The organism is Thermus albus (assembly GCF_022760855.1).
Taxonomy (GTDB): domain Bacteria; phylum Deinococcota; class Deinococci; order Deinococcales; family Thermaceae; genus Thermus; species Thermus albus.
Genome location: NZ_JAKTNR010000002.1, coordinates 1 through 26,273 on the forward strand (window position 1 = coordinate 1; position 26,273 = coordinate 26,273).

The 26,273-nt window shown below is 65.3% G+C and carries 27 protein-coding genes and 1 tRNA gene; 11 read left to right on the forward strand and 17 right to left on the reverse strand.

The genetic code is table 11. The features are described 5' to 3' along the window. Positions 1-120 precede the first annotated feature (120 nt). Entirely contained in the window at positions 121-603 is a 483-nt protein-coding gene (locus L0D18_RS01985) for an NUDIX hydrolase (protein WP_243027045.1), read from the forward strand. Here L0D18_RS01985 and meaB read toward each other — a convergent pair. Genes meaB through L0D18_RS02005 form a run of 4 tightly spaced genes read right to left on the reverse strand, consistent with a single transcriptional unit; the run spans position 600 to position 3,990 of the window. Further along, positions 600-1,547, reverse strand: coding sequence for a methylmalonyl Co-A mutase-associated GTPase MeaB (gene meaB / locus L0D18_RS01990; protein WP_243027046.1), 948 nt, complete (start codon positions 1,545-1,547; stop codon positions 600-602). The two genes, L0D18_RS01985 and meaB, sit on opposite strands and share 4 nt — an antisense overlap. A gap of 32 nt (positions 1,548-1,579) precedes the next feature. Beyond that, positions 1,580-1,954 carry a RidA family protein gene (locus L0D18_RS01995; RefSeq protein WP_243027047.1) on the reverse strand — a complete coding sequence of 125 codons (375 nt, stop codon included), beginning with the start codon at positions 1,952-1,954 and terminating at the stop codon, positions 1,580-1,582. 4 nt (positions 1,955-1,958) lie between these two features. Next, positions 1,959-3,776, reverse strand: coding sequence for a protein kinase domain-containing protein (locus L0D18_RS02000; protein ID WP_243027048.1), 1,818 nt, complete (start codon positions 3,774-3,776; stop codon positions 1,959-1,961). Between the two features lies 1 nt (position 3,777). Further along, positions 3,778-3,990: a transcriptional regulator gene (locus tag L0D18_RS02005; RefSeq protein ID WP_243027049.1), complete on the reverse strand. Its 213-nt coding sequence runs from the start codon at positions 3,988-3,990 to the stop codon at positions 3,778-3,780. An 86-nt stretch (positions 3,991-4,076) separates the two neighbouring features. Here L0D18_RS02005 and murA point away from each other — a divergent pair, with 86 nt between their 5' ends. Beyond that, complete coding sequence (gene murA, locus L0D18_RS02010) at positions 4,077-5,372, forward strand: UDP-N-acetylglucosamine 1-carboxyvinyltransferase (RefSeq protein ID WP_243027051.1); 1,296 nt, start codon at positions 4,077-4,079, stop codon at positions 5,370-5,372. 19 nt (positions 5,373-5,391) lie between these two features. Here the strand turns inward: murA and L0D18_RS02015 are convergent, their stop codons facing one another. After that, on the reverse strand, positions 5,392-5,838 hold the full coding sequence (locus L0D18_RS02015; RefSeq protein WP_243027052.1) for a hypothetical protein: 447 nt from the start codon (positions 5,836-5,838) through the stop codon (positions 5,392-5,394). Positions 5,839-5,930: 92 nt separating this feature from the next. Between L0D18_RS02015 and prfB the strand changes: the two genes are divergently transcribed. Further along, positions 5,931-7,029 (forward strand): peptide chain release factor 2 gene (prfB, locus tag L0D18_RS02020; protein WP_243027053.1). Its coding sequence is split into 2 segments (ribosomal slippage): positions 5,931-5,981 and positions 5,983-7,029, totalling 1,098 coding nucleotides; the frame shifts between segments, so codons are not numbered across the junction. 22 nt (positions 7,030-7,051) lie between these two features. Here the strand turns inward: prfB and phoU are convergent. From phoU to L0D18_RS02035, 3 genes are read right to left on the reverse strand one after another with little or no spacing between them, the layout of a single operon-like run. Then, entirely contained in the window at positions 7,052-7,714 is a 663-nt protein-coding gene (phoU, locus tag L0D18_RS02025) for a phosphate signaling complex protein PhoU (protein WP_243027054.1), read from the reverse strand. A 14-nt stretch (positions 7,715-7,728) separates the two neighbouring features. After that, a complete protein-coding gene (locus tag L0D18_RS02030; RefSeq protein WP_243027055.1) occupies positions 7,729-8,622 on the reverse strand; it encodes a sensor histidine kinase in 894 nt (297 codons plus the stop codon). Further along, positions 8,619-9,311 (reverse strand): response regulator transcription factor, encoded by a 693-nt coding sequence (locus tag L0D18_RS02035; RefSeq protein WP_243027057.1) that lies wholly within the window; start codon positions 9,309-9,311, stop codon positions 8,619-8,621. Before L0D18_RS02035 ends, L0D18_RS02030 begins: the two co-directional genes overlap by 4 nt. A gap of 91 nt (positions 9,312-9,402) precedes the next feature. Between L0D18_RS02035 and L0D18_RS02040 the strand changes: the two genes are divergently transcribed. From L0D18_RS02040 to gcvPB, 8 genes are all read left to right on the forward strand, one after another. Beyond that, positions 9,403-9,477, forward strand: a tRNA-Val gene (locus L0D18_RS02040). Positions 9,478-9,744: 267 nt separating this feature from the next. Next, complete coding sequence (locus L0D18_RS02045) at positions 9,745-11,475, forward strand: NAD-dependent malic enzyme (protein WP_243027059.1); 1,731 nt, start codon at positions 9,745-9,747, stop codon at positions 11,473-11,475. A 4-nt stretch (positions 11,476-11,479) separates the two neighbouring features. Further along, positions 11,480-12,397 carry a DNA double-strand break repair nuclease NurA gene (locus tag L0D18_RS02050; protein WP_243027061.1) on the forward strand — a complete coding sequence of 306 codons (918 nt, stop codon included), beginning with the start codon at positions 11,480-11,482 and terminating at the stop codon, positions 12,395-12,397. Beyond that, on the forward strand, positions 12,394-14,148 hold the full coding sequence (locus tag L0D18_RS02055) for an ATP-binding protein (protein ID WP_243027063.1): 1,755 nt from the start codon (positions 12,394-12,396) through the stop codon (positions 14,146-14,148). Before L0D18_RS02050 ends, L0D18_RS02055 begins: the two co-directional genes overlap by 4 nt. A 15-nt stretch (positions 14,149-14,163) precedes the next feature. Next, the gene (gene gcvT / locus L0D18_RS02060) at positions 14,164-15,213 is read left to right on the forward strand and encodes a glycine cleavage system aminomethyltransferase GcvT (protein ID WP_243027064.1); all 1,050 of its coding nucleotides are present in this window, start codon (positions 14,164-14,166) and stop codon (positions 15,211-15,213) included. A gap of 18 nt (positions 15,214-15,231) precedes the next feature. Further along, positions 15,232-15,618, forward strand: a complete 387-nt coding sequence (gcvH, locus tag L0D18_RS02065; protein WP_114312099.1) for a glycine cleavage system protein GcvH — start codon at positions 15,232-15,234, stop codon at positions 15,616-15,618. 117 nt (positions 15,619-15,735) lie between these two features. Continuing rightward, positions 15,736-17,052: an aminomethyl-transferring glycine dehydrogenase subunit GcvPA gene (gene gcvPA, locus L0D18_RS02070; protein WP_243027066.1), complete on the forward strand. Its 1,317-nt coding sequence runs from the start codon at positions 15,736-15,738 to the stop codon at positions 17,050-17,052. Further along, positions 17,049-18,473 carry an aminomethyl-transferring glycine dehydrogenase subunit GcvPB gene (gene gcvPB, locus L0D18_RS02075; RefSeq protein ID WP_243027068.1) on the forward strand — a complete coding sequence of 475 codons (1,425 nt, stop codon included), beginning with the start codon at positions 17,049-17,051 and terminating at the stop codon, positions 18,471-18,473. Before gcvPA ends, gcvPB begins: the two co-directional genes overlap by 4 nt. 50 nt (positions 18,474-18,523) lie before the next feature. Here the strand turns inward: gcvPB and L0D18_RS02080 are convergent, their stop codons facing one another. The 9 genes from L0D18_RS02080 to L0D18_RS02120 form a co-directional block, all read right to left on the reverse strand. Continuing rightward, entirely contained in the window at positions 18,524-18,964 is a 441-nt protein-coding gene (locus L0D18_RS02080; protein WP_243027069.1) for a rhodanese-like domain-containing protein, read from the reverse strand. 36 nt (positions 18,965-19,000) lie between these two features. Further along, a complete protein-coding gene (locus tag L0D18_RS02085; RefSeq protein WP_243027071.1) occupies positions 19,001-19,762 on the reverse strand; it encodes a polysulfide reductase NrfD family protein in 762 nt (253 codons plus the stop codon). After that, entirely contained in the window at positions 19,755-20,342 is a 588-nt protein-coding gene (locus L0D18_RS02090) for a 4Fe-4S dicluster domain-containing protein (protein WP_243027072.1), read from the reverse strand. Before L0D18_RS02090 ends, L0D18_RS02085 begins: the two co-directional genes overlap by 8 nt. Continuing rightward, positions 20,342-22,639, reverse strand: a complete 2,298-nt coding sequence (locus tag L0D18_RS02095) for a molybdopterin-dependent oxidoreductase (protein ID WP_243027073.1) — start codon at positions 22,637-22,639, stop codon at positions 20,342-20,344. Before L0D18_RS02095 ends, L0D18_RS02090 begins: the two co-directional genes overlap by 1 nt. Continuing rightward, positions 22,611-23,138, reverse strand: a complete 528-nt coding sequence (locus L0D18_RS02100) for a TorD/DmsD family molecular chaperone (protein WP_243027074.1) — start codon at positions 23,136-23,138, stop codon at positions 22,611-22,613. Before L0D18_RS02100 ends, L0D18_RS02095 begins: the two co-directional genes overlap by 29 nt. Positions 23,139-23,270: 132 nt before the next feature. Continuing rightward, complete coding sequence (locus L0D18_RS02105) at positions 23,271-23,867, reverse strand: response regulator (RefSeq protein WP_243027075.1); 597 nt, start codon at positions 23,865-23,867, stop codon at positions 23,271-23,273. After that, positions 23,864-24,829, reverse strand: coding sequence for a sensor histidine kinase (locus L0D18_RS02110; RefSeq protein ID WP_243027076.1), 966 nt, complete (start codon positions 24,827-24,829; stop codon positions 23,864-23,866). Before L0D18_RS02110 ends, L0D18_RS02105 begins: the two co-directional genes overlap by 4 nt. A 75-nt stretch (positions 24,830-24,904) precedes the next feature. After that, positions 24,905-25,789, reverse strand: coding sequence for a riboflavin biosynthesis protein RibF (gene ribF / locus L0D18_RS02115; protein ID WP_243027077.1), 885 nt, complete (start codon positions 25,787-25,789; stop codon positions 24,905-24,907). Beyond that, positions 25,767-26,255, reverse strand: a complete 489-nt coding sequence (locus L0D18_RS02120) for an NUDIX domain-containing protein (RefSeq protein WP_243027078.1) — start codon at positions 26,253-26,255, stop codon at positions 25,767-25,769. Before L0D18_RS02120 ends, ribF begins: the two co-directional genes overlap by 23 nt. Positions 26,256-26,273: the final 18 nt, after the last annotated feature.

Sequence of the window (26,273 nt, forward strand, 5' to 3'; positions counted from 1 at the left end):
CTGTACCGGAAGGTGCGGCTGGATCACCTCCTTTCTAAGGAGCATGAAGGCCCTGCTCTCCCCTTTTTTAGGTCCTTTGGGGGCGCCTTCGGGCGCCCTTTTTTGTTGCCGGGAGGAGGAGTGCGAAGGAAGCGACAGGTCCGGGTGGCCAGGAAACGGGTGGTGTCCGCCGGGGGCGTGGTCCTGCGGGGGAGGGGGCCGGAGGTGTTGGTGGTGTCCCTGAAGGGGGGACGGGTGGTGACCCTGCCCAAGGGCCAGGTGGAGCCCGGGGAGCGCTACCCGGAAACGGCGGTGCGGGAGGTGCGGGAGGAGACCGGGGTGGAGGCGACGGCGCTTTCCCCTTTGGGCAAGGTGCGCTACTACTTCACCGTGAGGAACGGGGGAGAACCGGTTACGGTGAGCAAGGAGGTGCACTATTTTCTCATGGCCTACCGGGGAGGCGAGCCCAAGCCTCAGCTTTCCGAGGTGGAGGCGGCCTTCTTCCTACCAGTTTCCGAAGCTCTGGAACGGCTTTCTTATCCCAACGAGCGGGAGATGCTGCGCAAGGCCCTGGCCCGTTGGCGCCCTTCCCGGCTGGATTCCTCCCCGGGGCCCGAGGCCTAGGGGTGGGCCTTGGGGTCCAGGAGGGCCCAGGCGGCCTCTTCCGGGGAAAGCTCCCCCCGGGCCACCCTGGCTACCAGGTCCTCTGCACCTTGGGTCCTCTTCCGCCCCCACTCCTGGATGACGCTTTCCACCTCAAACCGGGCCCGCTCCAGACGGTGGGCCTCGAGGAGCCCGTGGGCTAGAAGGTGCTGGTAATGGGCTTCCAGACCCTCAAAGAGGGCTTCCACCCCTTCCCCCGTGGCCGCCACCGTGGGGTAAATGGGGGGGCGCCAGCCCCCGGGGCGGGGTGGGGCTAGCTCCAAGGCGCTTTTCAGCTCCTGGATGATCCTCTCCCCCCCGGGTAGGTCAAACTTGTTCACGGCGAAAAGGTCGGCGATCTCCATCACCCCGGCCTTGAAGGCCTGCACCGCATCCCCCGCCGCCGGGGTGAGGACCAGCAAGGTGGTATCCGCCACCCGGGCGATGTCCACCTCGCTTTGGCCCACCCCCACGGTTTCCACGAAGATGCGGTCAAAGCCGAAGGCCTCCAGGAGGGCCAAGGCGGCCACGGTGGCCCCCGCCAGGCCCCCCAGGGCTCCCCTCGAGGCCAAGGAACGGATGTAGACCCCGGGGTCCTGGTGGTGGCGCATCATGCGGATGCGGTCCCCCAGGATGGCCCCCCCGGTGAAGGGACTGGAGGGGTCCACGGCCAAAACCCCCACCCGCTCCCCCCGCTTTCTGGCCTCCAGGATCAAGCGGTCCGTGAGGGTGCTTTTGCCTGCCCCCGGGCTTCCCGTGACGCCCACCACCTTGGCCTGGCCCTGTCCTCGTAGGCGCTTTAGGAGTTCCTGGCCCAAAGGGTGCCCCGCTTCCACCAGGGTGAGGGCCCGGGCCAAGGCCCGGGTATCCCCTTGGCGGAAGCGGTGCAGGAGCTCTTGGGCTTGGTTTTCCTGCCCTGGCGTCATGAGGGTATTGTACGCTTTTTTGCCTTTTTGCCTTAATCCGCCAGGGCAAGGCAAGCCACCTCCACCCGGACCCCCTTGGGCAGGGCCTTCGCCGCCACCGTGGCCCGGGCGGGGTAGGGGGGAGAGAAATAGCGGGCGTAGACCTCGTTGAAGGGAGGAAAGTCCTCCATGTCCGCTAGGAAGCAGGTGGTTTGCACCACCCGGGATAGGGAAGATCCCGCGGCTTCCAGGATGGCCTTCAGATTCTCCATCACCTGCTCCGTCTGGGCGCGGATATCCCCCTCCACCAAGGTGCCGTCGGGCCTCAGGGGGATCTGGCCGGAGACGAAGACCAGCCCACCCGCCCGCACCGCTTGGGAGTAAGGGCCGATGGCTTGAGGGGCTTTATCGGTGCTGACCGCTTCCATGCCCCTATCCTACGCCAAAGCGGAAAAGCTTCCCCGCCAGGTTGGCCACCAACACCTCCTGGGCCAAGGGCAAAGGAGGTACCTGGACCGCCCCCAGGCCCGTGGCCTCAAAGACCACCTGCCCCCTTTGGTCCACGGCCAAAAAACGCCCCTCCTCCGTGGCCACATAGACGTGGCCGGCAGCATAGGAAAGGCCTGCGGTTACCTTTCCCACCTCGAGGCTCCACACCTCCTCCCCCGTGGCCTGGTCCAGGGCCCTTAGTATCCCATCCCAAGCGGCCACGTAGACCCGTTCCTCGTCCAGGGCCACTCCCCCCCAGATCTCCCCTTCTGCGGAGGTGTTCCAGAGGGTTTCCCGGCTCAAGGGGTCAAAGGCGTAAACCTCCCCCTCCCAGGTGGGGATGAAAAGCACCCCCCGGTAGGCGGCCACGGGGGCGTGCACGGGACCGGTTTTCACCTTGTAGCGTAGCGCTCCGGAGTCCGGGTCCAGGGCGTAGAGGAACCCGTCCTCCGAGGCCAGGAAAAGGAGGCCCCGGTGGAAGGTGGGGCTGGCGGAAAGGTGTCCCCCCGCTTGGAAGCGGTAGAGGAGGCGGTCCCTTGCAAAGGCGTATAGGCTTCCATCCCGGCTGGCCACGAAGACCCGCTCCCCTAAGACCAAAGGGGCGGCGGTGATCTCCGCCCCGGTTTCCGCGCTCCACTCCAAGGCCTGGCCTCGGAAACGGCGTACCCGGCCGTCCCAGGCGGCCACGTACACCCCACCCCGGACCACGGGGGGAGCGGTGACCTCCTCGGGAAGGCTTTCCCGGCGCACCATTCCCGAAAGGAGGTCCACCTCCACCAAACCCCGTCCTGCTCCCAGGTAGACCCGGCCCTGGGCGTGGACCATCTCCCCAGGCCAAGCCGCCTCCCCTCCCAGTTCCACCTTCCCTTTCAGGGAGAGCCTGCGGGGGTCGGGGGCCAGGGGGTAGTGGCCCGAGCGGCTGGCCCCGGCCCGGGGGGTGGACAGCCGAAGGCCCTGAAGCTCCTGGAGGGGGCCCTGGAAGAGGCCGGGGTGGGAGGGCCGTTCCTCGGGGTGCTTGGCCAACAGGGATAGGACTGCCTCCGCCACCCCGGTAGGGATGGCGGGGTTCAGATCCTGCGGGGGCTTGGGAGGTTCGTAGACATGCTGGAAGAGAACCGCCTGATCGTTTTCCCCCTCAAATGGGGGTTTACCGGTGAGGGTGCGGTAGAGGACCGCCCCCAGGCTGTAAAGGTCCGCCTTGGGGGTGAGGGGGAGGCCCTTGGCCTGTTCCGGGGCCATATAGGTGGGGGTGCCCAGGGTGTAGCCGGTGCGGGTGAGGTGGCGGCTTTCCTGCAGGAGGTAGGCCAGGCCGAAGTCCATCACCTTGGGGTAGCCTTCCTTGGTGAGAAGGATATTCTTGGGGGTGAGGTCCCGGTGGAGGATGCCTTGGGCGTGGAGGTGGGCCAGGGCCTCCATCACCTGGGTGGCGGCTTCCAGGATGCGCTCCCCTTCCGGACCCTCCTCAAAGGGGCCCAGGCGGTCAAAGGTGCCCCCTTCCACCAGTTCCATCACGAAGTAGGGGCGCCCTTCCACCTCCCCCAGGTCCAAAACCTGGACGATGCCCGGGTGGAAGAGGCGGGAAAGGGCCCGCACTTCCAGGAGGAACCGTTCCCTCTCAGGGGGCAGGGCCCGGGGATGGAGGAGCTTCACCGCCACCTTGCGCCCCAAGCGCTCGTCCACCGCCCGCCACACCTCGGCCATCCCCCCAGAGCCCAAGGAGGCCTCGAGGCGGTACCTTCCGCCCAAGACCATGCCTGTCATTTTATTCTTCAGGCTCCAGTTGCCTTAGGAGTTCGGCCAGCTCTTCCTTACGGCCTTCCAGTTCTTGGGCTATCTTAGCGATGGCTAAGCGCACCACCTCCGACTTGGACACCAGCCTCTCCGGGCTGGAAAGGGCGTAGGCCGCCCGGGTGAGGAGGGCGTCCTGCTCCTCGGAGATGACCACCTGCAGCCGCTTTTTTTCTCTCTTGGGCATACCTTCCCTTGCAAGAGTGTAGCAAAGAGCGCATGCCCTTGACAATGTGGACCAGCCCTTTTATCCTCACCTTGAGTAAGGTGTGTATGATGCTCAAGGACTCGCGGCGGGGCAGCAGGATCTTGCGGATTGAGGGAGGCCAGCCCCTTTCCGGTGAGTTGCGCATTTATCCAGCCAAAAATGCCGCTTTGCCCATCCTGGCAGCCAGCCTCCTCACCCCCGAGCCCATCACCCTTCTGGAGGTGCCGAGGCTCAGGGACGTGGAGGTGATGCTGGAGCTCTTAGCTCACCTGGGCACCCGTTACCAGTGGGAAGGGCGCACCCTGCACCTGCACACCCCCGAGATCCAGAGCACCCATGCCCCCTATGAGCTGGTGGGCCAGATGCGGGCCAGCTTCATCGTCTGGGGGGCCCTCCTCGCCCGGGTGGGGGAGGGGCGGATCTCCCTGCCGGGAGGGTGTGCCTTTGGGGCCCGGCCCGTGGACCAGCACGTGAAGGCCCTAAGGGCCTTGGGGGCGGAGGTGGTGGAGGAGGAAAGCACCTTCCACGCCCGTAGGACCCGGCCCCTAAGGGGGCGGGTGGTCTTTGACCTGCCCACGGTGGGAGGTACGGAGCAGGCCATGCTGGCCGTGGCCTTGGGGGGCGAGGCCACCTTGGTCCAGGCGGCGGTGGAACCCGAGGTGGAGGACCTGGGGCATTTCTTGCAGATGCTGGGGGTGGAGGTTCAGGGCCTGGGTAGCCCCATCCTGCACATCCGGGGTGCCCGGCGGCTGGGCGGAGGCACCTACCGCATCATCCCCGACCGGATCGAGGCCGGCACCTACCTCCTGGCAGCGGCGGCCACCCGGGGGTCCATCACCCTTTTTGAGGCCCGCCCCGACCACCTGGATGCTCTTTTGGATAAGCTGCAACAGGCCGGGCATAAGGTGGAGGTGGGCCGGGATTGGGTAAGGCTAAAGGCCACTTCCCACCCCGAGCCCTTCGCCGTGGAGGCCCGGGAGTACCCGGGGTTTCCCACGGACCTGCAGCCCGTCGTCACCGCTTACCTGGCCACGGTGCCCGGGCAGAGCACCATCATGGACCGGGTCTACCCGGATCGCTTCACCCACGTGGGGGAGCTGGCCCGGATGGGGGCCGAGCTTTACCTTCGGGACCGCACCCTCTTGGTGAACGGGAAGCGTTTGCACGGGGCCCAGGTGAAGGCCTTGGATATCCGCGCCGGGGGCGGGCTGGTGGTGGCCGCCCTGGCGGCGGAAGGGGTTTCCGAGATCGAGGGGGTGTACTTCCTGGAGCGGGGCTACGAGCACCTGGAGGAACGGCTAGTCGCCTTAGGGGCCAGGGTGAACCTGGCGGAGGTGCCCTTGGCCCTGGCGGCGGACTAGGGGGTCCTAGGAGAAGGCCTTAGGAAAAAAGGCGCAAGGCTTCAGGGAAGCGGAAGAAGAGCCGCTCCCGCTCCAGCTCGGGGCTGTACCCTTTTTCTACGTAGCCCGCCAGGCGTAGGGCCTCCAGAACCTCCTGGGCCACGGCCCGATCCCCTTCCAGCTTGGCGGTGAGAAAGGCCAAGGCCTCCTCTTCCTCATCCCCTTCCCCCACAAACTCCCGGTACTCCTGGTCCAGGGTTCGCATGAGGGCGGTGAGGTCCAGGGGCTTGGAGAGGAAGACCCACCGGCTTTTTTCCCCGGGAAGGTAGTGGGCGTAGCCTTGGGCCTCCAGGGCCTCGGCCAGCCTCTTGGCCTCGCTGGGGGAGGCGCCTTTTTCCTCCAGGGCGCGCACCAGGCCCTCCCGTTCCCCGTCCAAGCCTTGGGGGAAGCGGGTACGGAGTTCCTGCGCCAGCCGCTTAAGATCCACGGTTCACCTCCTTTTAGTTAGCATAAAATATGCGCGCGGTAATGTAAAGGGTCCTTGTGATTCCCTGCTGAGTCCCTTATACTGGGGAAGGTATGGACCTGGATCTTCTCGCCCTGCGTCTGGAAAACCTCCGGGGGTATCTTTGACATCCCCGGTAAGGAAGCTCGTCTAAAAGAGTTGGAAAAGCGCCTGGAAGACCCGGCCCTTTGGCAGAACCCAGAGGAGGCCAGGGGGGTGAGCCGGGAGGCCGCGCGCTTACGGCGCACGGTGGACACCTTCCGTTCCCTAAAGAGCGATCTGGAGGGCCTTCTTGAGCTCTGGCAGGAGTTCCCCGCGGAGGAGCGGGAGGCCTTGAGGCCTGAGCTGGAGGAGGCGGCCAGGAAGCTGGAGGACCTCTACCACGAAACCCTCCTCTCCTTCCCCCATGCGGAGAAGAACGCCATCCTCACCATCCAGCCCGGGGCAGGGGGCACGGAGGCCTGCGACTGGGCGGAGATGCTCGTAAGGATGTATACCCGCTTCGCCGAGCGCCAGGGTTTCCAGGTGGAGCTGGTGGACCTGACCCCGGGGGCGGAGGCCGGCATTGACTACGCCCAGCTCATCGTGCGGGGGGAGAACGCCTATGGCCTCCTTTCCCCAGAGGCCGGAGTCCACCGTCTGGTGCGCCCCTCCCCCTTTGACGCCTCGGGGCGCCGCCACACCTCCTTCGCGGGGGTGGAGGTGATGCCCGAGGTGGACGACACCGTGGAGGTGGTGATCCGGCCTGAGGACCTGCGTATTGATGTCTTCCGGTCCCAAGGCCATGGGGGCCAGGGGGTGAACACCACCGATAGCGCGGTGCGCATCGTTCACCTGCCCACGGGGATCACCGTCACCAGCCAGGCCACCCGGAGCCAGATCAAGAACAGGGAGCTGGCCATGAAGGTGCTCCGCTCCCGCCTTTACGAGCTGGAGTGGAAGAAAAAGCAGGAGGAGCTCCGCAAGCTCCGGGGTGAGGTGCGGCCCATTGAGTGGGGAAGCCAGATCCGCAGCTACGTGCTGGACAAGCAGTACGTGAAGGACCACCGCACGGGCCTCATGCGCTTTGACCCCCAGAACGTCCTGGATGGGGACCTCCTGGACCTCATCTGGGCAGGATTGGAGTGGAAGGCGGGCCGCCGCCAAGGGGTGGAGGAGGTGGAGGCCGAGTAGGACCCCACCCCTTGGCGGCCTATCAGTAGACGTCCTCGGGGGACCTGTAGACCTCGCCCGTAAGCCAGTAGATGACCCTTTCCGCCACGTTTTCCAGATGGTCCCCTAGGCGCTCGTAGCTGCGGGCCACCCGCATGAGGGTTAGGGCCTTGGTGAGGGTGCGGGGGTCTTCCAGCATGTAGGTGATGAGTTCCCGGGTGACCTCCTCGTAGAGGCTGTCCACCTGGTCGTCCATGGCCAGGACCTGGCGGGCTAGGGCGGGGTCCTTTTCCGCCACCGCCTTGCCCAGGGTGTCCATCATCTCCAGAAGGCGTTTGGCCATCTCCTGGAGGATCACGTACCGCTTAAGCGGTGGGTCCTGGGCCAGAAGGAGGGCATCTTCGGCCACGTGCATGGCGTAGTCCCCGGCCCGCTCCAGGTCGGTGAGGGCCTTGATCACCGTGAAGATGAGGCGCAGGTCCGAGGCCACCGGCTGGTGGCGGGCGATGAGGGTGATGGCCTGGTTCTCAATCTTCAGCTCCAGGGCATCCACTTCCCTGTCCTTGACAATGACCTCCTCCGCCTTGGCCCGGTTGCCCTCCACCAGGGCCTCCGTGGCCTCCTGGGTCATCTCCCGCACCAGGGAGAGCATCCTTAGGGTTTCTTCCAAGAGTTCGTTCAGCGCCTTATCCAATACTTCCCTCATGCCGCCTCCTTTCCCTAGTGTAGAGGAAGAGCCACGCCAAAGACGTTTTCCTCTCCCTCCCTATGGGCGTAAGCTTCCCCGCCTAGACCCTGGGCGATCCGCCGCACCAGGTAAAGCCCTAAGCCTTGGCCTGCGCCCCCTTGGAACCCCCGGTGACGGGGGAGGAAGAGGGCCTCGTAATCGGGGAGCTCGGGCCCCTGGTCCCGGACTTCCACCCGCAAACGTCCCGCCGCCTCCCGGGAGAGGAGGCGGATGGGATCCCGGCCGTACTTGAGGGCGTTGTCCAAGAGGTTCAGGAGGATTTGGAAGAGGGCCTCGGGATCCGTGTGGACGGTATGGGGTAGGTGAACCTCCAGTTGCCTTCCCTCAAGCCTTTCCCGGAAAAGTTTCTGCAGGCGGGGCCAGAGCTCTTGCAGGACAAAGGTGCGCTTGGGGCCGGGTTGGGTTAGGGAGAGGTCCCGCACCAGCCGAGAAAGGCGGGCCACCTCGGCCTTGAGGAGGTCCAGCACCTCCTTCTCCTCCCGGGTTTTGGGGGTAAGGACCTCCAGGAGGGGCCCCATCCCCGCCAAAGGGGTGCGGAGCTCGTGGGCCAGGGCCTGGGTGGCTTCCTCTAGGGCCACGAGGCGCTCATGGAGCTCGGTCTCGTCCAGGAGGTAGAGCCGGCCCGGCAGGGCCTTAGCCCTCAGGGTGCGGCCCCGCACCTGGAGGGTGCGCTCCCCTCCGTGAAGGGCCAAGGCCTCGAGGCGGTGGTCCCGGAGGGCCAAGAGGAGGGGGCGGCCCACCACCCTTTCCCGTTTCACCTCCAAAAGCTCCGCCGCCTTGGGGTTCAGGTAGAGGACCTGCCTCCCTTGGTGGAGAACCAACCCCTCTAAAGCTTCCTCCCAGGCCTCGGTCAAAAGCTCCTTCACCCTTCCCCCTCGGTCGGCCTTGTGGGTGTCTTGAAGCGGTACCCCATACCCCGCACGGTCTCCAGGAAACGGGGGGCCTTGGAGTCCTCCAAAAGCTTTTCCCGTAGCTGGAGCACGTGCTGGTCCACGGTCCGGGGGGTACCCAGGTAGTCGTGGCCCCATACCGCTTCCAGGAGCTCCTCCCGGGAGTAGACCCGGCCCGGGCGCTGGGCCAGGAAGGCCAAGAGTTCAAACTCCCGCCGGGTGAGGGGAAGGGGCTGGCCCTCGAGGCTGGCCTCTTTCCGCTCTAGGTCCAGGACCAAGGGCCCATGCTTGAGCACCTTCCGCTTGCCCGCGCGCCGCAGGAGGGCCTCGAGGCGGGCCAGAAGCTCCTCTGTGGCGAAGGGCTTCACCAGGTAGTCGTCGGCTCCGCGGGAAAGCCCTTCCACCCGGTCCCGTACCTCGGCCCGGGCGGTGAGCATCAGAACGGGCAGTTCGGGGAAGGGGCCTTGGCGCATCCGATCCAAAAGCTTTGTCCCGGGCTCGTCGGGAAGCATCCAGTCTAGGACCACGGCTTCCGCCTCCTCCAGAAGCCGCCAGGCCTCCCCCACGGTGGTGGCTTCCAGCACCCGGTGCCCGGCTTTTTCCAGGGCCAGCCTCACCCCTAGCCGTACCGCGGGCTCGTCCTCCACCAGAAGGACCGTGGCCATGCCTTCAGTCTAGCCCCCTCTTTGTCAGAGGAGGGTCAGGCCCCTTGCTTGACAGGCCTCCTGGCCCCGTGCTACCCTGCAAAAGGCTTAGGGGCGGCTAGCTCAGCGGAAGAGCGCTCGCCTCACACGCGAGAGGTCGTAGGTTCAAGTCCTACGCCGCCCACCACCATGGGAAGGGAAAAAACCCGGGGTCACACCCCGGGTTTTCTGCTTTTCACCCTTGCGACTTGTTCAAGCCAGGCCAAAGACTCGTTGCCTGGCAAAGGGTTCCATGACAGGCTTCGCCGTAGGGTAGCCAGCGGACGCTAAACAAGACAGGGGCCCTGCTGGGCCCCTTCTTTTTGCTCGGTTGGCTTTGGGGAAGATAGGGGGGTTAGAGTCGTCACGACTCCACACCCTAGCCTTGCCGCCTTGGCAGTGGAAGAATAGGGCTATGCCGGTTAGCCGCTATTACGACGTCAAACGGGACGAACGGGGTGAGCGGTACCTGGAGCCCTATGTCTCCGGTTTTCTTCTCCTTAGGCTTCCCCTCCTCAACAAGGGTACGGCCTTCACCGAGGAGGAGCGAAGAGCCCTGGGCCTCGAGGGCCTCCTTCCTCCCCATGTGAACACCCTGGAGGAGCAAAAGGAGCGGGTCTACCGCCGCTACCGCCTTATCCAAAGCCCTTTGGAGAAGCACATCTACCTGCGCCACCTCCAGGACCGCAACGAGGTCCTCTTCTATGCCCTGTTGGTGGACCACCTGGAGGAGATGCTCCCCATCCTCTACACCCCCACGGTGGGGGAGGCGGTGCGGGAGTTTTCCCACATCTACCGGTATCCCCGGGGCTTTACCGCCAGCACCCGCAACATTGACCTCATAGACCAGGCCCTGGCCAACGTGCCCTTGGAGGAGGTCCGCCTCATCGTGGCCACGGACTCCTCGGCCATCCTGGGCATCGGGGACCAGGGATATGGGGGCATGGCCATCTCCATCGGAAAGCTCACCATCTACACCGCCGCCGGGGGTGTGGGCCCGGATAAAACCCTTCCCGTGGAGCTGGACGTGGGCACGGACCGGGAGGACCTCCTCAAGGACCCCCTTTACCTGGGGGTGCGGCACAAGCGCCTAAGGGGGGAGGAGTACTACCGCTTCCTGGACCGCTTCGTGGAGGCGGTGCGCAAGCGCTACCCCAAGGCCCTCATCCAGTGGGAGGACTTCGCCAAGGAAGCGGCCTTCCACGTGCTGGAGCGCTACCGCAAGGTGGTGCCCTCCTTCAACGACGACATCCAAGGCACGGGGGCGGTGGCCCTGGCGGGGGTGCTCTCCGCCTGCCGCCTGAAGGGGGAGAAGCTTTCGGAGCAGACCATCGTCATCTACGGGGCTGGGGCCGGGGGGATTGGGGTGGCCTGGGCGTTGAAGGAGGGCCTAAAACGGGAAGGCCTTTCGGAGGAGGAGGCCCAAGCCCGGATCCTGGTTTTGGACTCCAAGGGGTTGCTCCTGGCAGGGCGCAGCATGGAGCCCTACAAGCAACCTTACGCGCAAAAGCCCGAGCGGGTTGCGGGGTGGGACTTTTCAGGCCCGTATCCGAACCTACTGGAAACGATCCGCAATGCTAGGGCCACCGTGCTCCTTGGGCTTTCCGGCCAAGGGGGGAGCTTCACCGAACCCGTGGTGCGGGCCATGCTGGAAAATACCCCAAGGCCTGTTATCTTCCCGCTTTCCAACCCCACTTCCGCCTCCGAAGCCCTGCCGGACGATCTCATCTACTGGACGGAAGGGAGGGCCTTGGTGGCGGCGGGGAGCCCCTTCCCCCCAGTGGGGTACATGGGGCGGACGATTCCCATTGGCCAAGGCAACAACGCCTTCATCTTCCCCGGCCTGGGGCTGGGGGCGGTATTGGCCCGGGCCCGGGAGGTGACGGACGGGATGGTTCTAGAGGCGGCTTACGCCCTTTACGACTACACGCAAAGCCATTTCCCCGAGCTCCTTTACCCCCCGGTGGCCCGCCTTAGGGAGGTGTCCCCTTATGTGGCGGCCCGGGTGATGCAGAAGGCCCTCGAGGAGGGCGTGGCGGAGGAGGAACGGGTGAAGGGGCTTTCCTTCAAGGGGCTTATGGAGTTCGTGCGCAGCCGCTTCTGGGAGCCCAAGTACCTCCCCTACCGCCCAGCCCCGGTAATCTAAGGCCATGGCCTGGCGGCTCTACTCCTTAGAACCCCTTCGCACAGAGGCCTTGGCCGGGCCAGGCGAGGACCCGCCCAACCTCCAGGATTCAGGGGGGAGCTACCCCTTCCACCCTTTGGAGGAGCCTTGGGAGGCCAAGGGGGCCCCGCCCGTGCCCTGGCCAGAGCCCCTTTACTTCGTGGATGGGCGGGAGCGGGCCGAGGCCTTGATCTTCGACGGCCGGAGGCTGGTGCTCTTGGGGTGTGTGGCCGCCGGGGCGGTGGCGTTTGCGGGGGGGGGAATGCGCCTTTTGGAACCCCGGGTGCGCCGGGTGGGGGTGGGGCTTTGGGAACCCTTGGGCCTAGGGGAGTTGGTGTATGAGCCCTTGCCCCTGGAAGGGGGTGGGGAACCCCTTTCCCCCACGGCCTTGCAGGAGGGCTTGGCCAAGGCCCGGGCCCTCTTGGAAGAGGACCTGGCCAAAGGCCTTGAGGGGGGTCTCCTCATCGTGGATGGCCCGGTGCGCCTTAGGCGCCAGGGTCCGGTCCTGGGCTACATCAAAACCCACTGGGCCCGCTACCTCCCTGAGGACAAGGAGGCCCTCATCCCCACCCTAAGGCCCGGGGAGCGGACCCCCATGTTCCGCGTGCGCCGAGGAGGGCGGGAGCTGGCCAGCTGGTACCTGCGCCTGCCCCTTCCTCCCGAGGGGGTACGGCCTCCCGAAAGCGGCCTCCTGCGGGTGGAAACCCCCCTTTCTCCGGAGGCCAAGGGCCTGGCGGACCTCTCCCTAAGCCTCTTCCCGGCCCTGGCCTCCCATCCGGTTAAAGACCCCCGGGCCCCCCAGAACCTCTTGCCCGTGGGAAGCCTGGAACGGGAGCTATCCCGTAGGATGGGAAGCCGGGATCTGGTGGGCCGCATCCTGGCCCGGTATCTGGGAGGTGGATGATGGGTGGGCCGGAAAACGGGCAACGGATCGGTGTGGTGCTGGGTCGGCGGGAGGCCACCCCCTTGGAGTTCTGGGTGGGGGTGGAAGGGGAAGGGCTTTTGCGCCTGGACGACCTGGTGGTGGTGGAGGGCTATCACCCCAAGGTGGGTAGGGTGCGCTACTTCGGCATGGTGGACCACGTGGCCAAGGCCCATGAGGGAGAAAGCTACGATACCGACACCTTCTTGGCGGTGGAGGGCAAGATCCCCGTGAGCCTGGCCTATGTGGCCCATGTGAGCGTGACCCGCATCGTGCCCGAGGAGTTTTTCCCCCCAGACCCAGGTTCTGCCGTCTACCTGGCCCAAGGGGAGGACCTGGAACTGGCCCTCTACTACGAGGCCATGAAAAACCAAAGGGGAAGCACCAAGCTTCCCGCAGGGTTTCTGAAAAACGGGGAGGTGGCCTACCTCAACCTGGAGTTTTTGAACGGGGTTAAGGGGGGGCATGTCAACATCTCGGGGATCAGCGGGGTGGCGGCCAAGACCAGCTACGCCACCTTCCTCCTGAAGAGCCTCTTGGAAAGCGGGGTCCTGGAGGACGCCCACCAGGCCCGGGTCCTCCTTTTCAACGTGAAGGGGGAAGACCTCCTCTTCCTGGACAAGCCCAACCTGCGCCTTTCCCCGGAGGCCAGAAGGGATTACGAGAAGCTGGGCCTTGACCCGGGGCCCTTTAGGAGCGTGTACTTCCTGGCCCCGCCCAAGAAGGGGGGGGAGGGGATCCTTCCCAACGTGGAAACCCGGATGGAGGGGGTGAAGGCCTACTACTGGGACCTGGTGCAGTTTGCCCAGAAGGGGCTTCTTCCCTTCCTCTTTGCCGACCGGGGGGGGATGAGCAACCTGGGCTACCTCATCGTCCACGTGACGGAAAAGCTGAGGCGGCTGGCGGAAGGGCAGAAGGGCCCCCACCTCCTGGTTTCGGACTGGCCCGGAGCGGAGCTTCCAGAGGAGATCACCTTTGACGACCTGGGCCGGGTGCGGTTGAAAAGCTTCGCCCAACTGGTGCAGTACCTGGAGTACAAGCTTCTGGGACCTGAGGGAGGGAAGGGGGAGGGGGACAGCACCTGGGTGGCCCGCCAGGCCCGGGGGACCCTCGAGGCCTTTGTGCGCCGCCTCCGCTCCAGCGTGGAGAACGTGGGCCACCTGATCCGGGGAGACCGCCCGGGCAACCCCCCGGACCCCCTTTCGGGTAGCCATCAGGTGCACGTGGTGGACTTGGCCAAGCTCTCCCCCCAGGCCCAGATGTTCGTGGTGGGTAGCCTCCTCTCCGACCTCTTCGCCAAGAAGGAGCGGGGCCAGTACCGGGGGCGGGTCTTCGTGGTCTTGGATGAGCTCAACAAGTACGCTCCCCGGGACGAGGAAAGCCCCATCAAGGACGTGCTCCTGGACATCGCCGAACGGGGCCGCTCCTTGGGGGTCATCCTCATCGGGGCGCAGCAGACGGCCAGCGAGGTGGAGCGGAGGGTGGTGGGCAACGCCGCCATCCGGGTGGTGGGCAGGCTGGATGCCGCCGAGGCCGAGCGGCCCGAGTACCGCTACCTCCCCACCTCCTTCCGCCAACGGGCCCTGATCCTGCCCCAAGGGGCGGTGATCCTGCACCAGCCGGAGATCCCTGTGCCCCTTCTCCTGCGCTTTCCCTTCCCCGCCTGGGCCACCAAGCGGGAGGAGGTCTTGGAGGACAACTCCGCCGAGGCCTTGCGCCGGGAATTCTTTTAGTAGGATGGGCTTGCCATGAAGCGGACACCCCTTTATGAAGCCCACCTGCGCCACGGGGGGCGCATGGTGGAGTTTGCCGGCTATGCTCTGCCCTTGCAGTACACCTCCATCCTGGAGGAGCACCTTTCCGTGCGCCGGGAGGCGGGGCTTTTTGACGTGAGCCACATGGGGGAGTTTCTCATCCGGGGCCCTGGGGCCTTGGCCTTCCTCCAGTGGGCCACGGTGAACGATGCCTCCAAGCTTAGGGTGGGCCGGGCCCAGTACTCCATGCTTCCCAACGCCCGCGGGGGGGTGGTGGACGACATCTACCTGTACCGTCTGGCGGAGGAGGAGTACCTCATGGTGGTGAACGCCGCCAACATCGCCAAGGACTTTGCCCACCTGAAGGAGCTTGCCCGGGGCTTTGCCGTGGAGCTCACCGACGTCTCGGAGGAAACCGCCCTTCTGGCCCTCCAGGGGCCTAAGGCGGCCTCCCTCCTCCAGGGATTGACCGATGCCGACCTTTCGCAAAGGAAGAAGAACGACGTGTTCGCCGCTCGTGTGGCGGGCCGGCCCGCCCGCCTGGCCCGGACCGGGTACACCGGGGAGGATGGCTTTGAGCTGTTCCTGGCCCCGGGGGATGCCGAAGAGGTCTTTGAGGCCCTGTTGGCGGCGGGGGCCAAACCCGCAGGCCTAGGGGCCCGGGATACCCTGCGCTTGGAAGCCGGCTTTCCCCTTTACGGCCACGAGCTCACCGACGCCACCAACCCCCTGTGCACCCCCTGGGCCTGGGTGGTGAAGAGGGAGAAGGAGTACTACGGCAAGGAGGCGATGCTGGCCACGCCGTGCGCGGATAAGCTCATCGGCCTGGTGTTGGAGGTGGGGATTCCCCGGGAGGGGTATGGGGTGTACTCCGGTGACCGGGCGGTGGGCCGGGTGACCAGCGGGGGCTATTCTCCCCTATTGGAAAGGGGCATCGCCTTGGCCTATGTGGAGAAGGAGGCGGAGGGACCTTTTGTGGTGGAGGTCAGGGGACGGAAGGTTGGGGCTTCCCTTAGCCCTTTGCCCTTTGTACCGCTAAAATAGCGGGGGTTAGGAGGCGCTATGGACATACCCAAGGACCGCTTTTACACCAAGACCCACGAGTGGGCCCTGCCCGAAGGGGATACGGTTTTAGTGGGCATCACCGACTACGCCCAGGATGCCCTGGGGGACGTGGTCTACGTGGAGCTCCCCGAGGTGGGGCGCAGGGTGGAGAAGGGGGAGGCGGTGGCCGTGGTGGAGAGTGTGAAGACCGCCTCCGACATCTATGCCCCTGTGGCTGGGGAGGTGGTGGAGGTGAACGCCGCCTTGGAGAAGACCCCGGAGCTCATCAACCAGGACCCCTACGGGGAGGGTTGGATCTTCCGCCTTCGCCCCCTGGACATGGGGCACCTGGACGACCTTCTGGATGCCGCTGGCTACCAGGAGGTCCTGGAAAGCGAGGCGTAGGGCGGCCGGTATGGCGGGCTTTGGGCTTTGGGGTGCCCGGATGTCCTTAGCCGGGCAGCGGAGCCCTTCTGTGGCCCCGGGTCAAATGGCCCGGGGGTTTTGTTTAAGGATGGACCTATGGACTACACGCCCCATACGGAGGAGGAGATCCAGGCCATGCTGGAACGGGTGGGGGCGGGAAGCCTCGAGGACCTCTACCTGCACCTGCCCCAAGAGGTTCTAAACCCCGAGATTTCCCTGCCCGAGCCCTTACCGGAGTGGGCGGTGTTGGAGGAGCTCAAGCGGCTTGCGGCGAACAACAAGCCTGCCTTCAAGGCCTTTTTGGGAGGGGGGATACGAAGCCATCACACCCCGCCCGTGGTCCAGGCCCTGGCAAGCCGGGGGGAGTTCCTCACCGCTTACACCCCTTACCAGCCGGAGGTAAGCCAGGGGGTTTTGCAGGCCATCTTTGAGTACCAGACCATGGTGGCGGAGCTGACGGGCCTCGAGGTGGCCAACGCCTCCATGTACGACGGGGCCACCGCCTTGGCGGAAGGGGTCCTTTTGGCCCTCAGGGAGACGGGGAGGATGCGGGTGGTGGTTTCCCAAGGGGTGCACCCCGAGTACCGGGAAGTCCTCCAAAGCTACCTGGACGCCGTAGGGGCCGAGCTTCGCACCTGGCCTTTGCGGGAGGGCCGTACGCCCCTAGGGGAGATACCCGAGGGCACGGGGGCGGTGGTGGCGCAAAACCCCAACTATCTGGGCGCCCTGGAGGACCTGGCCCCTCTAGCCGATGCTGCCCACCGCGTGGGAGCGCTTTTCGTGGTAGTGGCTGACCCCCTTTCCCTCGGGGTTCTGGAGCCGCCCGGGGCCTACGGGGCGGACATCGCCGTGGGGGACGGCCAGACCCTGGGTCTGCCCATGGGGTTTGGCGGGCCCCACTTCGGCTACCTGGCCACCAAGAAAGCCTTCGTGCGCCAGCTTCCCGGACGGCTGGTTTCGGAAACCGTGGATGCCGAGGGCAAGCGGGGCTATATCCTTACCCTGCAGGCGCGGGAACAGTACATCCGCCGGGCCAAGGCCAAGAGCAACATCACCACCAACGCCCAGCTCACCGCCCTCATGGGGGCCATGTACCTGGCGGCCTTGGGGCCAGAAGGCCTTAAGGAGGTGGCCCTAAAGGGCGTGGCCATGGCCCACCGCCTTTGGGAACTCCTCTTGGAGATCCCCGGGGTGGCGCCCTTTACCCCGAAGCCCTTCTTCAACGAGTTCGCCCTGAGGCTTCCTAAGGATCCCCATGGGGTGCGGGCGACTTTGGCCAAGCGGGGTGTGCATGCGGTTACCCCAGTGCCCAAGGAGTATGGGGAGAACCTGGCCCTTTTCGCCGCCACGGAACTTCACCGGGAAGAGGACCTTATGGCCCTTACGGAGGCCATGCGGGAGGTGTTGGCATGAGCTATCCCCTCATCTTTGAACGGAGCCGCCCAAGGAGGCGGGGCCTCAGGCTGGTGGAGGAGGTGCCCGAGGCCAGCCGGTATATCCCGGAAAAGTTTTTGCGGAAGAAGCCCCCAAGGCTTCCCGAGGTGGACGAGCTCACCCTGGTGCGCCACTACACGGGGCTTTCCCGCCGCCAGGTGGGGGTGGACACCACCTTCTACCCCCTGGGCAGCTGCACCATGAAGTACAACCCCAAGCTCCATGAGGAGGCGGTGCGGCTTTTCGCCGACCTTCACCCCTACCAGGACCCGAAGACCGCCCAAGGGGCCTTGGAGCTCATGTGGCAGCTTGGGGAGTACCTGAAGGCCCTCACCGGCATGGACGCCATCACCCTAGAGCCGGCCGCCGGGGCCCACGGGGAGCTTACCGGGATCCTCATCATCCGCGCCTACCACCAGGACCGGGGGGAGGGGAAGGAGAGGCGGGTGGTGTTGGTGCCGGACTCCGCCCACGGCTCCAACCCCGCCACCGCCAGCATGGCGGGCTACCAGGTGCGGGAGGTCCCCTCGGGGCCGGATGGGGAGGTGGACCTCGAGGCCCTAAAGCGGGAGCTGGGCCCCCATGTGGCCGCCATCATGCTCACCAACCCCAACACCCTAGGGCTTTTTGAAAGGCGGATCCTGGAGATCGCCCGCCTGAGCAAGGAGGCGGGGGTGCAGCTCTACTACGATGGCGCCAACCTCAACGCCATCATGGGCTGGGCCCGGCCTGGGGACATGGGTTTTGACGTGGTGCACCTGAACCTGCACAAGACCTTCACCGTGCCCCATGGGGGAGGCGGCCCCGGTTCCGGGCCCGTGGGGGTGAAGGCCCACCTGGCCCCTTACCTCCCGGTGCCCACGGTGGAAAGGGGAGAGGAGGGCTTCCACCTAAACTTTGACCTCCCCAAGAGCATCGGCCGGGTGCGCAGCTTCTACGGCAACTTCCTGGCCTTGGTGCGGGCTTGGGCCTATATCCGCACCCTAGGGCTAGAGGGTCTTAAGAAGGCCGCAGCCCTTTCCGTCCTGAACGCCCGCTACCTGAAGGAACTCCTCAAGGAAAGGGGCTACCGCATCCCCTACGACGGGCCTTGCATGCACGAGTTCGTGGCCCAGCCGCCCGCGGGCTTCCGCACCCTGGACCTGGCCAAGGGGCTTCTGGAGCTGGGCTTCCACCCGCCCACCGTGTACTTCCCCTTGATTGTCAAGGAGGCCCTGATGGTGGAGCCCACGGAGACGGAGAGCAAGGAGACCCTCGAGGCCTTCGCCAAGGCCCTTGGGGAGCTCTTGCAAAAGCCCAGGGAGTGGCTGGAAGGGGCCCCCTACACCACCCCCGTCCGTCGGCTGGATGAGGTGCGGGCCAACAAGCAGCCCAAGCTCACCTACTTTGACCAGGGGTGAGGAGGCAAGGGGAGGGGCCCTAAGCCCCTCCCCGGCTCCTTGGCTAGCGCCTACTTCTCCACCGGCAGGTTAGCCCCGGTCCAGGCCTTAAAGCCTCCCAGGATGCTCTTCACGTTGTACCCCTGCCCCCGGAGGAACACCAAGCCTATGGCACCCCTGTGCCCGATGCCGCAGTAGATGATGATGGGCTTACCCTTAGGGATCTCGCCCACCCGCTTGGGCAGCTCCCGGATGGGGATGTTAACCGCCCCAGGGATGCGGCCATCCTTGAACTCCGAGGGTTCCCGCACGTCCAGGATGAAGACGTCCAGGGTGTCCATCATCTGCTTGGCGGCGGCGGGCTGGATGGCGTAGAAGTCCGCCGGCAAGGTGGCGAGGAAGTTCCCCACCTCCCTCACCGTCATGGCGGAGAAGGTGGCGGTGGTCGCCTGCGCCAGAACCGGTAGGACCAGAAGAAGCCCGAACCAAGCCAGTTTCCGCATGCCTTTCATGCTGCACCTCCTTCATTCCCTAGGGGATTCCCTCCCCTAAAGGCCAAGTCCTTGCCACTGGCCTACGGTCACCAAAAGGGCCCTCAGCCCCGCCGCGGCCAGGAAAGCGGCCCAGGGGGCCAGGTTTTCCTTCCACATGGCCCCGAGGCCTAGGATCAGGAAAAGCCCATAGAGGATCCCGCCTTCCTCCCAAAGGTGCTCCCGGGCCTCGAGGCTCAAGGTAAAGGGGTAGAGGAAGGCCAAGACCAAGGAGGCCCCCAGGAGGATGCGCAAGGGGTATAGGGCCCAGGGGCTCTTCAGGAGGGCGGCCACGCCCAGCACCAAGACCATGGCGGTGAGGGGGAAAAGACCCGCCAAAAGGGCGTTCCATAGAGGACGGTTTAGGTTCACCGCCAAGGCCATGCCCGGATAGGCCAAGGCCACCAAGCTGAAGGCCAGGAGGCCCATGGCCAGAAGTTTCCTCGGACCCTTGCCCAGATAGAGAAGCCCGGCCAAGAGAAACGAAAGGGCCAGGCTCCAGGACCCCCACCAGATGGGGCTTGTGGGGTGGAAGGTGAGGAAGAGCCAGATGTGGGTGAAGCGAAAGCGAGCCGGGGACTCTGCCCAAAGCACCAGGAGGTCCAAAGCGATCAGGGCCAGGGCCCAAAGGGTGTAACGCCGGGCCTCCTCGAGGCCTTTCAGGTGTAGGAGGGCTGCTAGAAGGGCCATGCCTCCCGCTAGCCCCACCAGCACGAAGTGGAGTGCATTGGTCCAGTGCCAGAATTCCCCAGCGTTGGGAAGCCCGTAGAACTCAGTCATGGCGCACCTCCCTCTCTTGGGTGAGCCCCTTCTTGGAGGGGGCATTTAGGTAGAAGAGCTTGGGCTTGGTGCCCAGCTCCGGCCTCAGGACATCCACCCGTCCCGCTTCCCGCAGGGCCCGGGATACGGGGCTTTCCGGGTCGTCCAGGTCCCCGAAGGTACGGCAAAGGGTGGGGCAGGTTTCCACGCAGGCGGGCTCTCGGCCTCGCTCTAGGCGATGGGCGCAGAAGGTGCACTTGCTCACGTAGCCCTCTGGATGTAGGTAGCGGGCATCGTAGGGACAGGCGGCCACGCAGGCCCCGCAGGCAATGCACTTTTTTGGGTCCACCAGGACCAGACCGTCCTGGGTTTGGTAGCTAGCCCCCGTGGGGCACACAGGTACGCAGGGCGGGTTTTCGCAGTGCAGGCACTGTTCGGGGCGGAACTCCACCACCAGGTCCGGGTAGGTGCCCAGCTCCCGCTCCCGAATCCAGAGGTTGAAAACCCCTGGGGGCACTTGGTTTTCCATCTTGCAGGCCACCGCGCACGCGGCACAGCCCACGCAGAGGCTAAGGTCAATGGCCATGGCGTAACGGGGCATCACATCCTCCTTTCGTCAAAGGGGCGCTTAGCCAGGGAAGCCGGGCTGGGAAGCTTGGGTTTTTCCGCCTTCTCCAGCCGGACGAAGTTCACCCTAAGGCCCGCTCCTCCCGAGATGGGGTCCAGCTTGTACCGGGTCTGGAGGTAGTTGTCGGAGGCTCCGCGGCCGTGGGCTATCTTCATCAGGGGAGCCTTGTGGCCAAAGCCGTGGACCAGGTAGACGCAGTCCTTGCGGATCCTCTCCGTGGCCTTAACCCGCACCGGACCCTCCTTGATCCCATCTTGGTTCACCAGGACCACGTAGTCCCCGTCCCTTAGGCCTAGCCTCTTGGCCTCTTCCCGGTGGATCCAGACCTCGTTTTCCGGGTCCATCTCCATGAGGACCCAGTTATTCTGGGTGCGGGCGAAGGTGTGCACGGGGCTTCGGCCATAGAGGAGGCGGTAGAAGCCCTCGGGAGGTTCCTCAGGGGGGATGAAGACGGGCAAGGGTTGGTGGCCGGCATCCTTGAAGGCCTGGCAGTAGAGCTCAATCTTTCCGGAAGGTGTCCCGAAGGGAAGCCGGCCCTCCTTCTCCCAGTCCTCGAGCCAGGGCTTACCTTTCTGCACCAGGGTGCCCATCCCCTTTAGGGTTTCCAGGTCAAAGCCAATGCTCTGGAGTCGGGTGTCCAGGTATTCCTCAATGGTCTGCCAGGGGAAGAACTCGCCCAGACCCAGGCGGAGGCCCAGCTCCCGGGCGATCCACCAGCCGGGCTTGGTGTCAAAGAGGGGTTCGTGGGCTGGAACCCGAAGCTGGATGAAGGGGGTTTTGTGGGCCACGGTCACCAGGTCGTCGTAGCGCTCCAGGTAGGTGGCCTCGGGCAGGATTACATCGGCCCACATCACGTGTTCCTGGGGCAGCACGTCAATGGCCACGTACAGGTCTAGCTCCTTCAGGGCCTCCTTGGTGCGGGGGACGTTGGGGATGGAATGGAAGAGGTTGATCCCGTAGGCGAGGAGCCCCTTGATGGGGTAGGGCTCCCCGGTGATCATGGGCTCTATGAGTTCCTGGATGGCGGTGGTGCGGGCGAAGAACTTCCCCTTATCGGCCCTGGGTTTGAAGCCCTCGGGCTCGTGGTCGCCTCCAGCTGGGCCAGCGCATCCCCCGGCCGCGGGTTCCAAAGGTAGGGGTGGGGTAGGGTATTTCTCCAGATAAGGGCTTTGGGCGATGTAAAAGCCTCCCTTGCGGCCATAGTTCCCCAGGAGGACGTTCACGTAGTAGAGGGCCATCATCCGGTAGGTGTCGTCCCCATACCACACGGTGTGCCGGCCGGGGGGCAGCACGGCTTGGGGCTTGTGGGCCGCCATCTCCCGGGCCACCTGGCGGATGGTCTCGGCGGGGATCTCCGTGTGCCTCTCCGCCCACTCGGGGGTGAAGTCCTTCACGTGGGCCTTGAGCTCCTCAAAGCCCGTGGTGTACTTGGCCACATACTCTTTGTCGTAAAGGTCCTCGTAGATGAGGACATGGATCCAGGCCAGGAGCAAGGCGGTGTCGGTTCCCGGTTTGATGGGAAGCCACCGGTGGGCCTTGGCGGCGGCGGTGGAGAAGCGGGGGTCCACCACCACCAGCTTGGCTCCCCGCTTGAGGGCTAGGGCAAAGTCTTGGAGCTGGGTGTTGTGGGTATCCTCCCCGATGTGGTGGCCGATCAGGACGATGTAGCGGGCGTTTTCCCAGTCTATGGGCTCGTGGCCGCCGATGGGCCGGCCGAAGACCCATTGGGCAGCCACTTCTCGGGGGGCGGTGCAGATGGAGACCGAGGGCTTGGCGGCGTTGGGGCTGCCCCAGGCGGCGGGGAGGAAGTCCACGAACCAGTAGTCCCCAGTGCCGTGGCCGAAGAAGGCGATGGCCTCGGGGCCATGTTCCTCCCGGATCTTGAGCATCCTATGGGCCACGTAGTCCAAGGCCTCCTCCCAGGTGGCCACCCGGTACTTGCCCTCGCCCCGTTGGCTTCCCTCCACCCGGATCAGGGGGCGCTTGAGCCGGTCGGGGTCGTAGGTGGTCTGGGGGGCTCCTTGCCCCCGGGGGCAGAGTCGGCCCCGGCTTTTGGGGTTGGCCTCATAGCCCTCCACCTTGTAGACCCGGTTCCCCACCGCGTGGGCCACGATGCCGCAGCGCCAGAAGCAGCCCTCACAGATCTGGAAGACGCTCCGCACGTCCCCCTGGTACCACGGGGCCCTCACCGCCTTGGCAGGGGTACCCCCCCTTAGGGCCAGGGCGCCTGCGGCCAGGGTGCTAAGCTTCAGAAAGTCCCGTCTTTGCATAGATACCCTCCTGCAAGAGGTCCACCAGGGTGGCATAGAAGCCCGTGGGGTCGTGGGCTTTCACCTGGGGGGCAAAGCGGTCCAGCCAGGGCTTGAGGAACTCCCGGACAAGCCTTTGGGCTAAATGGGGGTTTTTGCCTGCCAACAAGGCGATGGCCTCCCCAAGGGCGGCGATGTGGTCGGGGAGGTCCCGCCAGCTGGCCCGCACCTCCAGGCCTCCTTCCCGGTACAGCTCCTGGAGCCGGTGGAAGGAGGGGCCGAAAAGTTCCCCGTCCAAGGCATAGCCCGCATAGGGGGGGGCGGGGAGGCCGTGGGGATGGGAGACGAATAGGGCCGTGTAAGCGGCTTGGAGCTCCTGGGGGGGCACCCTGGGCAGGGCCACGGGATGGCCCGTGAGCTCCTCCAAAGCCTCCTCCAGGGTGCCCGCGTGGAGTTCCCGGAAGAGGGCTTCCCCTGGTGGGGAGAAGAGGCTTGCCGTGACCCAGCCCAAGAGTTCCATCCCTCACCTCCTGGGCCCAAGTTAAAGCTTGCTCCCTCTTTCACAAGACGGAGGGTTTTACCCATTCCTGTCGGAGAGTTTCCTAAGGCAAATGTCCTGGAGAAGGGGGCCCCATTTAGGGCGCGCCCTCACCTAGGCCAGGCCGTGCTCCCGGGCCCAGCGCACCAACTGGGGGGTATCCTCGAGGCCCAGTTTGTTGAGAGCCCTTTCCTTGTAGGTGGAGGCGGTCTTCACCGAGATGCCCAACCGGTGGGCCACCTGGGAAAGGGTATACCCCTGGGCCAGGAGAGCCACCACCTCCCGTTCCCTTTCGGAAAGGGCCTCGGGCCCGGGCTCCGCCTGGCCTTCGAGGAGGGCCTCCGTCAGGCTGGGATGGAGGTAACGAAGCCCCCTTGCCAGGCGGTCCATGGCCTCCAGCAGGTCCTGGTCCAGGGCGTGTTTGGGCAGGTACCCCTTGGCTCCCAAGGCGAAGGCCCGGGCCACATAGGCGGGTTCGTCGTGCATGGAGACCACCAACACCTTGGCCCGTTGCGCTAAGGGGGGCAGGGCCTCGAGGCCCCCCATGCCCGGCAGGTTAAGGTCCAAAAGGACCAGGTCTGCCTCCCAGGGGGTGGCCAAGGCCTCCTCCGCCCGGGCAAACTCCGCCACCACCTGGTGGCCGGTTTCCTCCAGGAGCAGGCGGAGCCCTTTGCGCACCAGGTGGTGGTCCTCCACCAGCACCACCCTCATAGGGGTACCCCGAACTCCACCCGGGTGCCCTGGCCGGGTCGGCTATGGAGGATGAGGCTTCCCCCTAGGTTTTGGATCCGCTCCTGCATTCCCAAAAGCCCCACGGAGGCAGGGGTTCTTTCCGGGTCAAAGCCCCTGCCGTCGTCCTCCACCCGGCCAAAAAGCCGGTCCCCTTCCGGCCAGAGGCGCACGGATACCCGCTGGGCTTGGGCGTGGCGCAGGATGTTGGTCAGGGCCTCCTGCACCACCCGGAAAAGGGCGATTTCCTTCTCCTTGGGAAGGGGGGGTAGGTCCAGCTGAACCTCCACCGCGAGGCCATGCTTGCGGTATTCCTCCAGGTAGCGCAAAAGGGCCTCCTTCAGGCCCAGATCGTCTAAAAGGGACATGCGGAGCTCCCGGGAGAGTTTCCTCACCTCCTCCAGGGCTTCGGCCACCTGCTTGCGGGCCTCGGGAAGCTTCTCGGGGCGCTTTTCGGCCACCTTCAGGGTGAGGAGGGCAGCGGTGAGAAGGCTCCCCACCCCGTCGTGGAGCTCCCGGCCCACCCGGCGCCTTTCCTCCTCCTGGGCAATAAGCAGCCTCCCCGCCAGCTCCAACCCCGGGCGCTTCAAGGCCAGGAGGAGGAGGGCGGGCAGGGCCTCAGGAATGGCTTGCCCCTCCTTCAGGCTCAGCACCACCACAGCCAGGGTTTTCTCCCCTTGTCGCACCGGAAGGGCAACAAAGGAATCTTCTTGCAACGGGGTGCCACGTTTAAGTGCCTCCTGGGCTAGGAGGCGGGAACGGGCCACCAAGGGGCAAGTGGATCGGCAGGCCTGCATTTGGAAGAGGGATACGCCTTCGTCCACCCAGTAGGCTTCCCCGCACCGGATCACCCCAGCCTCTTCCAAGGCGGTAAGGGCCCGGCGGAAGACCTCTTGCCGTCCCCGGGCTTCCGCCAAGGCCTCGGCCAGGCGTGTGCAGTCCACGGGTATAAGCTACCCTGTTGCCACGGGGAGGAATGTACCCAACGCCGCCTTGCCTCCCTTCAGGCCGGGGTGGTATCAGAGGCCAAAGTATCTTCTGGCGGCGGCGATGTCCTGGGCGATTTGGGCCTTGAGTTCGTTGAGGCTGGAAAACCGCCTTTCCTCCCGAAGGCGTTTTAGAAAATTTAGCCGCATCTCCTCCCCGTAGATCTCCTGGGCAAGGCCCAAGAGGTGCACCTCGAGGCGCCGTTCCGTACCGCCTAGGGTAGGCCTTGTGCCTACGTTGGCCACCCCTTTGTACTGGCCAAAGGCTCCGTGGGCCTCCACCGCGAAAACCCCGGGGGGGAGCACCTTTTGCGGGTGAATGGCCAGGTTGGCGGTGGGAAAGCCCAGTTTCCTCCCCAGCTTTTCCCCTTCCACCACCACCCCATAGGCCCCGTAGGGCCGGCCCAAAAGGTGGCGGGCCTCCTCCACCCGGCCCTCTTGCAAAAGGGCGCGGATGCGGCTACTTTTCACCGGTTCCCCACCCAGGGTCAGAAGGGGAACCGTGCGCACTGGGGCCACCCGGGCCAAGTCCTCGGGCCCCCCGGCCCTTCCCTTGCCAAAACGGAAGTCTTCCCCCACATAGATGCGGCTGGCTCCCTGCCGCTTTAGGTCCTCCAGGAACTCCTCCGCCTCCCTCTGGGCGAAGGTCTCGTTGAAGGCTACCGCCAGGATGAGCTCCACCCCTAGAGCCCTTAAGGCCTCCACCTTTTCCGTAAGGTCCATCAGGAACCCCTCCCCCCGGGTGAAGACCTTGGTGGGAGGGTCAAAGGTGTAGACCAAAAGGGGCTGGTGAAGGCTCTTGGCCTCGGCATGGGCCAGGTGCAAAAGGTGCTGATGGCCCAGGTGCACCCCATCAAAGGAGCCCACGGCCACCACCTTGGCCCCTTTGGGAACGTCAGCGACCTCGGAGAAAAGCATGGTAGTAAAGTACGCCCACCAGACCGGTGGCGGAAAACTCCACCTCGCCTTTGTGGTGCATCTCTAAGGCCTTTTCCGGCTCCAGCCAGACCACCTCTATGGCCTCGTCTTCGTCGGGGTTGGCCGTTACCTCCCTAAGGTTTTGCGCCAGGAAGACGTGGGTCTTCTCATCGGTGAAGCCTGGGGAAACGTAGTAGCTGAAGAGAAAGGTAAGGTCTCCCGCAAGGCCCGTTTCCTCGGCCAGCTCCCTGTGGGCTGTCTCCAAGGGGTCTTCCCCCGGTTCCATAAGGCCAGCGGGGATTTCCAGGGGAGCTAGCCCCACGGCAGGCCGGGGCTGGCGCACAAAGAGCATCTTCCCGTCCCTTAAGGCGATGATGGCCACCGCTGGCTTGTGCTCCACGATCTCATAGCGGCCCTCCAAGGCTAGATTAAGGATTCGGCCCCGATAGAGGTAGGTGCGCTTCACGCACACATGTTAAGACGA